13 protein-coding genes are annotated in these 12,019 nt (G+C 69.3%); all 13 read right to left on the bottom strand.

Annotated features, from left to right (window positions below):
• Positions 1 to 113: 113 nt before the first annotated feature.
• Positions 114 to 245: a hypothetical protein gene (locus ACIBVP_RS38090; RefSeq protein ID WP_396111342.1), complete on the bottom strand. Its 132-nt coding sequence runs from the start codon at positions 243 to 245 to the stop codon at positions 114 to 116.
• Positions 246 to 1,423: 1,178 nt separating this feature from the next.
• Positions 1,424 to 4,372, bottom strand: a complete 2,949-nt coding sequence (locus tag ACIBVP_RS38085; RefSeq protein ID WP_396111341.1) for a transcriptional regulator — start codon at positions 4,370 to 4,372, stop codon at positions 1,424 to 1,426.
• A gap of 22 nt (positions 4,373 to 4,394) precedes the next feature.
• The gene (locus ACIBVP_RS38080) at positions 4,395 to 4,802 is read right to left on the bottom strand and encodes a hypothetical protein (RefSeq protein ID WP_396111340.1); all 408 of its coding nucleotides are present in this window, start codon (positions 4,800 to 4,802) and stop codon (positions 4,395 to 4,397) included.
• Positions 4,803 to 4,957: 155 nt separating this feature from the next.
• Complete coding sequence (locus tag ACIBVP_RS38075; protein WP_396111339.1) at positions 4,958 to 5,455, bottom strand: hypothetical protein; 498 nt, start codon at positions 5,453 to 5,455, stop codon at positions 4,958 to 4,960.
• A 271-nt stretch (positions 5,456 to 5,726) separates the two neighbouring features.
• Positions 5,727 to 6,254, bottom strand: coding sequence for a hypothetical protein (locus ACIBVP_RS38070; RefSeq protein WP_396111338.1), 528 nt, complete (start codon positions 6,252 to 6,254; stop codon positions 5,727 to 5,729).
• Positions 6,251 to 6,682 carry a TadE/TadG family type IV pilus assembly protein gene (locus tag ACIBVP_RS38065; protein ID WP_396111337.1) on the bottom strand — a complete coding sequence of 144 codons (432 nt, stop codon included), beginning with the start codon at positions 6,680 to 6,682 and terminating at the stop codon, positions 6,251 to 6,253. The genes ACIBVP_RS38070 and ACIBVP_RS38065 overlap by 4 nt, the downstream gene beginning before the upstream one ends.
• A 59-nt stretch (positions 6,683 to 6,741) precedes the next feature.
• Positions 6,742 to 7,113: a TadE family protein gene (locus ACIBVP_RS38060; RefSeq protein WP_396111336.1), complete on the bottom strand. Its 372-nt coding sequence runs from the start codon at positions 7,111 to 7,113 to the stop codon at positions 6,742 to 6,744.
• Positions 7,101 to 7,337, bottom strand: a complete 237-nt coding sequence (locus ACIBVP_RS38055; protein WP_396111335.1) for a hypothetical protein — start codon at positions 7,335 to 7,337, stop codon at positions 7,101 to 7,103. Before ACIBVP_RS38055 ends, ACIBVP_RS38060 begins: the two co-directional genes overlap by 13 nt.
• 26 nt (positions 7,338 to 7,363) lie before the next feature.
• The gene (locus tag ACIBVP_RS38050) at positions 7,364 to 8,242 is read right to left on the bottom strand and encodes a type II secretion system F family protein (protein WP_396111334.1); all 879 of its coding nucleotides are present in this window, start codon (positions 8,240 to 8,242) and stop codon (positions 7,364 to 7,366) included.
• Positions 8,239 to 9,093, bottom strand: coding sequence for a type II secretion system F family protein (locus tag ACIBVP_RS38045; protein ID WP_396111333.1), 855 nt, complete (start codon positions 9,091 to 9,093; stop codon positions 8,239 to 8,241). The genes ACIBVP_RS38050 and ACIBVP_RS38045 overlap by 4 nt, the downstream gene beginning before the upstream one ends.
• Positions 9,090 to 10,472: an ATPase, T2SS/T4P/T4SS family gene (locus ACIBVP_RS38040; protein ID WP_396111332.1), complete on the bottom strand. Its 1,383-nt coding sequence runs from the start codon at positions 10,470 to 10,472 to the stop codon at positions 9,090 to 9,092. Before ACIBVP_RS38040 ends, ACIBVP_RS38045 begins: the two co-directional genes overlap by 4 nt.
• Entirely contained in the window at positions 10,469 to 11,317 is an 849-nt protein-coding gene (locus tag ACIBVP_RS38035) for a chromosome partitioning protein (RefSeq protein WP_396111331.1), read from the bottom strand. The genes ACIBVP_RS38040 and ACIBVP_RS38035 overlap by 4 nt, the downstream gene beginning before the upstream one ends.
• Positions 11,317 to 11,991 (bottom strand): SAF domain-containing protein, encoded by a 675-nt coding sequence (locus ACIBVP_RS38030; protein ID WP_396111330.1) that lies wholly within the window; start codon positions 11,989 to 11,991, stop codon positions 11,317 to 11,319. The genes ACIBVP_RS38035 and ACIBVP_RS38030 overlap by 1 nt, the downstream gene beginning before the upstream one ends.
• Positions 11,992 to 12,019 lie beyond the last annotated feature (28 nt).

Below are 12,019 nucleotides of genomic sequence, written 5' to 3'. Positions count from 1 at the left end.
CAAAACCGGCACCCGCTACGACGAAACAACCGCCTGGTCGCATCACGTCAACTCGGTTGCGGCTTGACATTCAAGCTCCTGGGATGTCTTTCGGGTGCGCGGGGCGGCGGGGTTCAGGCGTTGAGCAGGGACTCGGCGGCGGTTTCGTGCCGTTCGGCGTCGGCGTCGGCAGCTTCCGGCGTGGCGTGGTCCGCCGACCATCCGCAATAACAAAACGCGGTGGCGGTTCCGTCGTCATTCGTCACGGTGTCGGCGTAACACATAATCGGCTCCCCCGTTCGACATGGCTCGCGCCGGGCATGGTATTCGACATGGTTCCGATTCCCCCGGCGACAATTCAATTATGACTCTGCGCCGCACACTATGCAACAGTTCGACAGCTCATTTTTCAAGACTCTTTTCAAAACCACCACCCCTCAGCCATTCCAATCCCCTAAACCTGGACAATTTATTAATCCTCATAGATTGCATCTACGCAGGTCAGCGGCATGCGCGAAGGCATCGGACCGCGGAATGAGCCACAAGCCGCCGGTAGTCAAGATTAAGGAAATCAAAAGAAGCCATGATAGTAGGGACATAGGAGGCGCAGCCCATCGGAACGCAAGCGAACAGTCGAGAGCCGCGCGCAGATCACGTTCGACCCCAGCCCGCCCCGATGTGTTCACCGGCTTGCGGACAAGCGAGTCTGGGATACCACCGGATCCCCTACTGGGGCACTGACCTGTGCCGTTTCTAACCGGAGGGGGTGGCGTTCTAACAGGATCCCCAACCTGATCCCCCATGTGATCCCCCACATGAACCCCCAACGGAAATCACCGTACGCGAAGTCAATCTGCACACCGACTACTCTCAGTAAGACCCAGGTCCACGCCGACGCACGACGAAGGGCGCGGTGACAGAGCCAGACGACTGAGCCCTGCGGTGACTCTGTATGCCTCGAAGAATCTTTTGGCAATAAGTACGTGCGCGCCCTCCTGGCGACACTCCGCGACAGCCCGTAGGGTCGGGGCGACCTTCTCCACGGTCAACTTGTATTCCATAGACAAGAATGGGGCAGATGAACACATTGCCCTGCACGATAGCATTCTGACCCGGACATCGAAAAAGATGTGGCAACAGGATCCTTCCTTTGAGAGAGCCTACGAAAAGTCTTTTCCACCAGAAGTCCTGCCCTCGTTGAACTCGGACGTCACCATGGCGCTGACGCCGCGGCGCGTCTCATCAGGCAGCCTCGGGAGTACGCGGAGCAGCTGGAAATTCTCCGCTGTGAAGCCGCCGGCACATTGGTCGAAGTACCTTTTCCCGGAGACACGGCAGACCTCGACGACGACCCCCACTCCCCCTGCCGCAGCCCCCGCCACGCAACGGCGACGGCAGCGACGGCCGGCCAGGTCGTCGGCGTCCGGGCCCACCGTCATAGGGATCACCCGGCCTTGCTGTGGCCACGATCGGCTCCGAGCGGTTGTGGGGGGTCCGCATCGTGGCGGCGGCGCAGCCGCTCGGCCAGGCTGATCGCCTGCGGGGTCGGCCGGTCATCGACTTCGGCCAGCCGAGTAGTCAGCAAGGCGAGCGTGCGCGGGATGGCGTCGAGCTGGCCGAGGCGCTCCTGCAGCCGCATGATGTCGCGGTAGATCAGCTCGTTGTGTGGGTCGAACGCGCGCGCGATCTCCAACAGATCCAGAGTCTGCTGCGGATCATGCTCGACCAAGGCGCGGGCCAAGGCGGCGACGGCGTCGATGGCGTCGCGACGAATGGCCTCACGCGCGGTTTCGATCCACTCGGTGCTCATCCCGTCGGCCAGCGGGCCGCGGTAGCTGTCCACGATGCGCCGGTACGCCTCGACGCGGTCCCGGTCGGAAGTAGCGGCTCGACGAGCGGCCACCGCGGCCGCGAAGGACCAGTAATCGACCTCCACCAACCCGGGATCCAGGCGGTAACGACCCTCACCGACCAGCACGATGTCCGACAGGGCGCCCTCGGTGGCCGCGGTCAAGGCACGGCGCAGGCGGCTGAGGCTGGTGTTCATCGCGTTGGTGGTCTTCTCCGGTGGGCTGGTGGCCCACAGGGCGGCGATGAGGGCCTCGCGGCTGGCGCCGTCGGGGTGCACTGCCAGGAACGTGAGTAGTTCGCGCACGCGGGGCTGGAAAGCCGCCGTGATCTCACGTTCGGCCGGTTCTGTGGCCCGGGTGTCGGGTGGGGTCGGTGCGGCGCGCCACCACACCCGGGGAGCGCCGAGCACGCTGATCCGTAAGGGGGCGGGCGTTGAGGGTTTGTCGCTTTTCCGGATGTGGTGCCCAGCCGTCACCGCAGCGTGGCCAGCGGTCAGGTCGTGCCCAGTGGTCCTGGTTGTCTTCGCGATCTGGGTGGGGTCGACGGGACGGTCGGTTGGTGGGAACGGTGTCGGCCCGTTGCCTGCGGGTGCATTTTCCACGATTTCCAGGCCGCCATCGGCCGCATCGACATCTGGCTGACTCGCTCGAGGTTCGGGTTCGCCGAAACTCGGCACAGTGTCTGTGTCGTCGTGGGGTTCAAGGCCAGCACTGTGCAGGAGTGTCAGCAGGTCAGCGGTGTCGTCGCTACCGAGCCGGTACACACGAGTACCGCGTAGGCGTTCGCCGATACCGGGGTTGGCGGTGGAGATGGTTCCGTTGTCGCGGACGTAGGCGGTGGTGCCCGAGGGCCACTGCCCGAGCAACAGGCCCGTCACCCCGACCGTGGTGCCGTTGTCCAGGATCGCCTGCAACCGTTGACGTTGGCGGTCGGGCGTGCGGGCGACCAGGAGGAGCGGCGGCCATCCGTCCCGCGGTCTGCTTTGTGGCGATCCTGCGCGGACCATGATTTCGGCTTCCAGTGTGTCCAGGGCGGCGTTGAGGTCGGCCGCTACATGCAGGCCGGCGGGGAGTTGTTCCGGTGTCATGTTCTGGCCGTGAAGTGTCGCGAGGTCCGCAGCCGGAACGACGACCTGTGCAGTCTGGCGTGCTCGGTGTGGTGTCGTGGCCAGTGCGGAGACCACCAGTGCGCGGGCAGCTGCGTCGGCACCTGCGCCGATCAGTCCGAGGCCGTGCGCGGCGGCCAGGTCGAGCGCGATCTGGCGGCCATCTCGGACGCCGAGCACCATCGTTGCTCCTGGCGCGGGTGCCAGGTTGGGCTCTTCGGCTTGGCCTGCGGCTCCGTCGGCGCGCCGAGCATGCAGATGAGCTACCCGTAGTTGGTACACCACCGGCGGGACGGCGAGGTCGCTGCGGTCGCCGCTGCCTGGTCGGTACCGGCGGCGTTGTCGGCGGCGGGCGAGGACGAGGGCGGCGCTGACCGCGGCGGCAAGGCTGAGCCCGACATAGAGTTCCTCGCCCCACCGGATTCCGGGGTCTCCAGTCGCCCCGGCCGTCTCCGGCCTTGTCTGAGCGGACGTCGGTGCGTCCAGCGTCTCGGTCGGTTCTGGAGCTTCCCCGGTGTTGGCAGGCGGCGGTGCGGACGGTGACGACGGCCGGGGCGAGGACGGCGGTGGTGTTGGCGCGTTGGATGTGCTGGGAGGCCGGTCAGGGGTGTCGGCCGCAGAACGCGGTACATGCCGGGGGCTGGTTGTGGGCTTGGTGGCATCGGCGGGAAGCAGGAGTGTCTCGCCGGGATAGATCAGGCTGGGACGCGTGAGAGTGCGGCCGCCGGGCTGGGGTTTGTCTTTGTTGAGGGCGAAGATCTCCGGCCAGCGGGTGCCGTCGCCGAGGGTGCGCTCGGCGATGCGCCACAACGAGTCGTGCACCCCGGTTTCCGGGTCGGGTGCGAGCACGGTGACCGACCTGCCTGTCAGGGCGGCGGACGGTCCAGTTGTCGGCCTCGCACGGTGTGAGGTCGTGTGTGTGTTGGTGCCCGCCTCCGCGCTCGGGTTGGCCGGTGCGGTAGCGACCACGCGGTTGCCGGTCATCGGGCCTGACGTGGTGTGGTTCCCCGCGGCGAGCCCGGCGCGTTGCCCGAGGATCGAGATCAGGACTGTGCCCACCAGGACGGCGGCTGTCCGGCGGATCGGCCCGCTGGTGCGTGGATCCGGCATCCGTGCGTGGCGGACGATGTCCAGCGCGCTGCAAGCCACGGTGGCAGTGAACAGGCCCCACAGCACCCAGCAGCCGCACGCGAGGACGTTCAGCAAGAACGTGGTCGTCATCGGCGCCAGCAACACAGCCTGGACGTCCGCCGATGTCGGCAGGTGGTCAGGCAATGGCCAGCCGATCAGCGCAATCAGTGCCCAGGGCAGTCCGCCGAGCAACACTGCCAGCATCACGGCGGCGGCGAGATGGCGCAGCACCCCAGCCGCAAGCCTGATGGCGCTGCTGGCCCGACGCTGTGCTCGGGCGCTGCTGTCCGGGGTCGGTGCGTTCACGATCCGCTCCCATGTGCCGCCGTCAGGAAAGGAGCCCGGCGCCCCGTCCGCCTGCGTCGGCCTCGGCTGGCCGTGTAGTGGGATCCGGCGCGGGCGTAGACCGTGGGAGGACGGGACTGGTCTGGGTGCGGGAGCCGCCGCTGGAGGGCTTCCGCCGGGTGCCGCGCTTTGGTTTGTGGTTCGCACGCCATTGGGTGAGGGTCGCGGCGGGAAGGTTGGTGAACCTCGCCAGCTCGTCGATGGTGAGGACGTCGTCGGCCTCGGCGAGTAGCTCGCCGAGTTGCCGCTCGATGTCGGCGAGCTGGCCGGCGATCGCCGCGTGCTGGCGGGCTAGTTCGCCGACACGGCGGGCCGCTGTTGCTCGGCGGGTGCTGCGCGCGGTGTCGTTCTCCGTGACACGTCGCTCGATCTCGTCAGCTGTCAGAGCCACTGCAGGTTGCGCGGGCAGTGTGGGGGACGGAGTCGATGTTGACATGACTTGCTCCGTTCTGTGTGTCACGGTTCCTTCGCGAGGTGAAGCTGGCCGCGGTTCCCCGGCCGGGCATGTGCGCGCCCGCCGGGGACCCGCATGTCGGGAGCGTTGTGTCAGCACCACGGGATCGGGCGAGGTGCCGGGGCGTTGGGGTACGTGTAGTAGACGACGGCCCAGAGATCGCCGCGTACCCAGCCGAGGCGTCCTTTGTGGATGGAGTAACCCCACGTGTAGCCGTCCCTGCCGCGAACCTTGCAGGAGACCGAGAAATACGCATTTCGGGAGATCAGGCCGATGACGGTGCCGGACACCGGTCGGGTTCGGATCCGGGCTCCGTCGACAACGGCGATAACCTCGGTCCACCCCCGCCGCAGCGCGGTCCGGTCGGGCCAGACCTGGTTGCCGCGCGGGTCGATGGTGGGTTCGAGTTGTTTCCCAGCGCCTTCGCCCGGTGCGCCGACGTCCGGCACACCGGGAATCGCCGGTGGCGAGACCGCAGCGGGTGCGGCGGTGGCCGGGGCGGCAGCGAAGGCGCCACCAGTGAGCGCGGCGAGCAGGATTCCGGTGGTCACGATGTGCCGACGGAGTCGGGCCGCTACGACAGTCTTCATGGTTCCTCCTGATGCACTGAAAGAATTTCCCAAGGGATCCGAGCTCGGATGTAAATCAGCGAGAGTCGCGGATCTGCCGGGCAATTCGCCCGTGCGCCACCGGCAGCCGTCTTGTCAAACAATTCAAAGGGTTCTCCTAGGGTTTATCAACCCACGCAACGCGAGCAGCGTGAACCCGTCCAGCAGGCGACCACCAGCACGCACAGGCATCTCGGTGCCGCCATGACAAACAGAGCAACACGCAGGGAAATATGCGAGATGGGCGCGAACGTCAACAATAATGACCAACAGGGAAGTCGGAATATGTCTTAATGTTCGCGAACAATCTTCTCTCGCCCGCAGTCGCCACTTTGGCCACCGATCTCGGGCCTTCTGCGATTGTTTCGCGTTGAGGACGGGCGATTCCTTGTCCGTGCACCGTGAGCGTGCTGATGCCGACGAGGCCGAGTAGTTGGGTCCGCTGGATCGTGGTGACGGTGACCGTGACGGTGTTGGTGGAGGCGGTCACGGTGCCGGTGGCGCCCTCGGCGGCGAGGTGTGCGCGGGCATTGGCGATCGCGTCTGCGGGACGGAGGCGGAGAGTGCCGTTAGCGCGGTACGTGTTCAGGTCGATGGCTTGTGCTCCGGCGCGGGCGGCGGCTTCGGCTTGGCCGGTGGCGCGTGTCGTCGCGGCGAGAGCGAGGCCGCCGTCGAGGGTGAGTCCAGTGAGTGTGAGGACGCCGAGGCTGAGCGCGACAACGAACGCGGTCACCTGGCCGTCGTCGCCGTGCCACCACGTTGGTCTGGTTGGTCTGTTCATGGCTCGTTCCTTGTGGACCGCCATTGGTCGACGGGTTCGTGCGCGGTCGCGGACACGTGTTGGGTGGTGGTCAGGCCGGGGATGAGCGTGTCGCCGATGTCGACGTCGCAGGTCACGGTGACGTGGAGGGTGCCGCCGGGTCGTAGGCCATGAATTGAGGTGGTGACCTCGTGGTGACGGCACGCCACGCCAGCGGCGGCGAGGGCGTCTCTGGTTGTGGCGCGAGCAGCGGCGGTCGCGACGGCCAGGTGGCGTTCGAGGCTGGCGGCGCGGGCGGCTTGGTGGGCGGCGTCGTCGATGCGGATGCGGGCGTCCACACCGCGGTGGATGACGATGCCGACTACGACCAGCAGCATCACGAGAAGCGGTGTGGCGAGGGTGATCTCGGCGGTGGCGGAGCCGTCGTCGCGGCGCCACCACGCTCGCAACTGTCCTGGGCGAGGCGGGTGTATAGGGGTTTCGGGTGGTCGTGATGTGGACATGGTGGTCACCTTTCGGCGGTGTCGGATAGGAAGCGTTCGACCGGACCCGCGGTTTCGGCGTGCACCCGGAGCTGGAGGAACGGGAGCACGCTGGCGGCGATGCCGTTCACTTCGACGCGGGCGGTGTCGTCGGTGCGGGTGGCGTTCACGGTGGCGTCGCGGAGCGGGCCGTCGCCGAGCTGGTTGAGGGTGCTACGGGCACGGGATTCGCCGTCAGCGGCGGTACCGCTGTGGGCGCGAGTGACGGAAAGTCCTTGTGCCGCGGCGGTTTGTGCGATGTGGGTGGCGTGGCTCCAGAGCGCGAACTGGGTGATGGTCAGCAGGATCAGCATCACCAGTGGCGCGGCGAGCGCGGTCTCGGCGTTCACGGCTCCCATGTCCCTGTCGTCATCGATACGCCGGGAGGCGGCTGACCGAGGTCGATGTCGTTGGCTTTGCTGGTGACTTTGGCGGTGATGACGCCGATCACAACGAGCGCGCAGAGGATCAGCAGGGCGGTGACGAGCACGGCTTCGGAGGCGTAGCCGCCGTCGGGGTTGGCGGTGAGTTTCTTCCACGTCGCGCGGAGCGCGTTGACAAGGGCGTTCGTATGTGTCCACATCAGAGGGTCCTTTCTGGATCGTGCGGTTAGAAGCCGGTGAGGACCTGGGTCATGGCCGGGTAGGTGATGAAGCACAGGAACCCGAGGAACAGGGCCATGACCGGGAGGCTCATGCGTTCGGTGTCGGCGCTGGCGTCGGCTTCGGCGTCGGTGAGCTGCCGGGTGCGGAGGGCGGATGCTTTGGCTTGCAGGGATTGGCGGACGGTGGCGCCTTCGGTCCCGGCGAGTGCCACGGAGGCCGCGAGTTCGGCGAGTTCGGGGATGTCGAGGTCACAGCCGAGCTGTCGCAGTGTGTCCCAGGGTGTGGTGCGGGTGAGGCGCGCGGCGGCCAGGACGCGGCGCAGTTGGGTGAAGGCCCAGCCGTGGCCGGTGCTGGCGGCGGCAGTGAGGGCGCTGTCGACACCGGCGCCGCCAGCCAAGGAGATGACGACGAGGTCGAGGAACGAGGACAGGGCATGCCGGAAGTCGCGCCGGCGTCGTGCTGCGAGCGTGCGGACGCGGTGGTCGGGGATCAGGAACCCTGCCGCGGCGGTGGCGGCCGCGGCGAGAACGGGCACACGGATGCCGGTATCGATACCCAGCGTCGCGAATGTGAGGGCGGCGAGCAGCGGCACGAGCAGCCCGGCGAGTGCGAGCGCTGCCTTCTGCGCGAGGTGATCGGGCACGGGCCGGTCCAGGATCGCGAGGTCGCTGCGAAGTCGGCGGCCCGGTAGTCCCGCGGCACGCAGAAGCCGGATGAGCGGGCCGAGCAGCGGCCAGCGGCTGGTGGTGTCGGTCGGCGGAGTGGCGGGGGCGGTGAGGCGCGCGAGCTGCGGACCGAGTGCGGGGGCTGGTGGCACCAGCCAGACGACGAGCAGCGCGAGGCCGAGCCCGGCGCCGACCCCAAGGACGATCATGACGGTCATGCCCCACCCCCGGTAAGTGGTGTGGCGGGTGCGAGGAGGCGAGCGGGCGGGGTGACCGCAGTGATCTTCACCAGCCCGGCGTATCCGGCGGCGAACAGGCTGCCGACGAGGGCGAGCACGAGCTGGCCGGTCACGGTGTCGTAGGCGGCGAGGTAGCCACGGTTGAACGTCACCAGCAGCCCAGCGAACGCCGTGGTGGTGGCGATGATGATCCGGACACTGGTCCGGGTGCGGGCTCGGCCGGCGTCGATCCGCAGCCGCATCGACGCCAGGTCCCGAGCCGCGGCGGCGAGGGACCCAAGGAGGTCGCCGAGGTTGCGGGCGTGCTGGGTGGCGGCTAGGTGAAGCGCGGCGATGACGAGGTCCGCGGTGGGGTCGGCGAGGTCGTCGCCCAACTGTTGCAGGCTCGGGGCGAGCCGCTGGCCGGCCTCCAGCCGGAGCGCAAGGGCGTTGATCTCGGGATGGATCGCCGCGGGTGCGACCGGGGCACTGGCGAGGATGGCTTGCTCGAGCCCGGCCGCGCCCGCGAGGGTGTCCCGCAGCAACTCCGCCCACCCGGCGATCGCCTCGATCCGCGCGACCTGACGGGCCTGCTCCCGGTTCCGGGCCAGGAACGCGGGCACGCACCAGGCGGCGACGCCGACCAGGACGGCAGCGACCACCCACTCAGTCACCACCCCGGCGGCGACCCCGGCGACTGCAGCGGCGGCGAGCCGCCGCCCGTCGCGTCGCTCTCGGGACCTCCGGTGCTGTTCGCTGTGCCGTGTCCGGCAGCCGAGCGCAATCAGGCAGGCACCGAGCCCGAGACCGACGCCCAGGACCGCGCCCCACGCGGACGTTGGTGTGGTCATCGGACCCACCAGTCGTCGGGGCCGTCGAGCAGCGCGGGGTCGAACCCGGCCTGGGCGAGCCGGTCGAGCGTGTCGGTACGCAGCGCGCCAGGGACCGGGTAGCCGCGGTTGTCGCGGCCGGGGCGGTAGACCTCGTTGGAGATCACCTGGTTGCCCTCAGCGCCGACGACCTCGCGGATGGACGACACCACCCGAACCCCGGTATCGCGGGCGTGCTCGAGGTGGACGACGAAGTGCACCGAGGTGGCGACGAGCAGGTTGGTTTGCTCGTGGGTGAACCCTTCCTGGGCGGCATAGGCCGCCAGCCGGGGGAACGCCGCGGCCGAGGACGAGGCGTGCAGGGTGGCCATCGAGCCGTCGTTGCCCTGGGACATCGCGTGGCACATCGGGATGACCTCGGGTCCGCGGATCTCGCCGACGATGACGCGGTCCGGGGTCATCCGCAGCGCCCACCGCACCAGATCCGCCTGTGACAGCGCGCCTTCGCCTTCCACATTCGGTTCCCGGGCTTGCAGGGCGACGACGTCGGCGTGCGAGGCCGCGTCGTGGTCGAGGCCGAGTTCGAACGCGTCCTCGATCGTGATCAGGCGTTCGTTCGGGTCGATCTCGCTGGCGAGCGCGCGCAGCATCGTGGTCTTGCCGAGGTCGGTGCCGCCGGTGATCAGGATGTTGCGGCGGGCCCGCACCAGCGCGGCGAGGAACGTGCGCAGCCCAACATCGACGGTTCCCAGCCCGGACAGGTCCCCGAGGGTGACGGTGCGGAACCGGTGGCGGCGGATCGACAACGCCGGTCGGCCTCCGGCGGTCAGCGCCATGACCGCGAACAGGCGCTCCCCGCAGGGCAGCTGGACGCTGACCGCGGGGCTGCCGCGGTCAAACCGGCGTTCTTCGCTACCGGCGCGGGCGGCGAGGGTCCGGATGAGGTCGACCAGGTCGGCGTCGGACAAGGCGACCGGGCCGAGGCGGGCGCGGCGGCCGCCGGTGTACTTGACGAACACCCGGTCGCAGCCGTTGATGTTGATCGTTTCGATGTCCGGGTCGTCCAGCAGCGGCTGCAGCCCGGCCATGCCGAACAGCTCGTCGAGGACCTCGGCGACCACCCGCTCCTCGGTAGAGGGATCGGGCAGGACACGGTTCGCGAGCAGTTCGGCCTCGCTGTGCTCCCGCCGCGCGTCGGCGAGAAGGTGCCGTGCCAGTTCCCGACGCTCCTCGACAGGCAGCGGGCCCTTTCCGTCTTGCTGGACGGTGTCGACCCGGCCCGGAAGGTCCCGGGCTAGCGTTTCACGTAGCCGAGCGCGAAGCCTGCTGGCCGGGGTGTCCTCGAGGCCGGTCCATGGCGCGGGTGCGGCCAGGACGGGCTGGAGGCTGGTGCGGGTCATCGCCGGTCCTCCAACTTCGCACCGTTGCGTGGTGGTAGCTGCCGACCCTGTGGCCAGGGGTGGTTGTGCTGGAGCGATCCGGGCGCGGCGGGGCGCTCGATCAACTCGGCGTGATCACGGGGGCGCGCGGTTTCGAGCAGGGCATTGGCAAGGGAATGCGCGGCGCGGCCGAGGCCGGAGCGGGCAGGATCGCGACGGCGTCCCGGCATCCCGGTCAAGGCCGCCGCGCCAGACTCGTCGTCCGGAATCGTCGCCAGCACCTGCACGCCCAACGCTCGGGTCACCTCGGCCGGCGGGTAGCCGGTCCCGGCGAGCACCAGGCTCGGGTGCATGGCCCACAGGTCGACCATCGACAGCGCGGCCGCCAGATGCGACAGCTCGTCGGGGCGCGGGCGCGCCAGCAGCAGCAAACGGTCGGCCTCGCGGGCGATCGTGACGCCGGGTGAACCGGCGTCGAGGCGGCCGCAGTCGGCGATGACCACCGCGCCCGGGCGTGCGGTGGCGCCACGCAGGACCGGCACTGCCTGGCGGCGAGCGTCGAGCAGCGTGGCCAGCGCGGCGCGGGTGTAGTCGCCACCGGGCGGCGCGACCACCACCGGGAGCCCGCCGGGTAGCGGCTGGGTGTGCGCCCACAACAACGCGAGATCGGGGTCCTGCCGGGCCGCCGCGGTCAAGCTGACCAAGCCGGGCGCGGTCCGCAGCCCGAACCGGGCGGCGAGGCTGCCGCCGGACGGATCGCACTCCACGATCACCGGGTGCCCCGGCGCCGGCCAGCAGGCGCCGAGCGCCACCGCGAGCGTCGTGACCCCGGGCGAGCCCTTCACCGAGCCGATCGCGATCACCATCACCGCTCACCCCCGGGCACGATCACCAGCGACAGCCGACCCGTCGGAGTGGCGGCAACCTGGCGGGCGTCGTCCTCGTCCAGGTCGACCGCGACCACCCGGGTCGCCTCCCCCGCACCAGCCGTCGCGGTGACGCTGGTGACCAGACCTGGCCACGCCGAACCAGGCGCCGACCCCAGGTCGCCGGGCGTGGGGGTGATGCCGGTGGTGAGCACGACCAGCACCGCGGCCCCGGCGACGAGGTCCGGCGCCGCTTGGCCAGGCCCGAGCGCGAGCGCAGCAACCGCTCGCCCCTCCCCCGGGCCCGTCGGGGTGCCGAGCGCGCCACGAGGCAGCAGCACCCCGGCGGGCAGGCTCACCGCGACCCGCTGCCCCACCACGCGGGACACCTCGGCGGCCGGGACCGCGTCGACCGGGCCGTCGAGCGCGACTCTGACCTCCCGCAGATCCCCCGGTTCCAGGACCGCACCCAAGGTGAGCGGGCGCGCCACGACCAGAGCGGGCTCACGCTCGCCCGCGAAGTGGGACCACCAGATCCCGCCGGCGGTGCACGAGGTCACCAGCAGGGCCCCGACCACGAGGTGCGGCATCGACCGGCGGCTGCGATTCCGGAACCGGGACGGTGCCTCCGCGCTCGTGCCGCCGAGCAGCGAACGAACAGGTGTTGCAGTCATGATCACTCCAAAATGGGTATGGGCTATC

The organism is Actinophytocola sp. NPDC049390, assembly GCF_044466355.1.
Taxonomy (GTDB): Bacteria; Actinomycetota; Actinomycetes; order Mycobacteriales; family Pseudonocardiaceae; genus Actinophytocola.
Note: the sequence above shows the minus strand (reverse complement) of the source record. Positions and strands in the feature narration are given on the sequence as shown.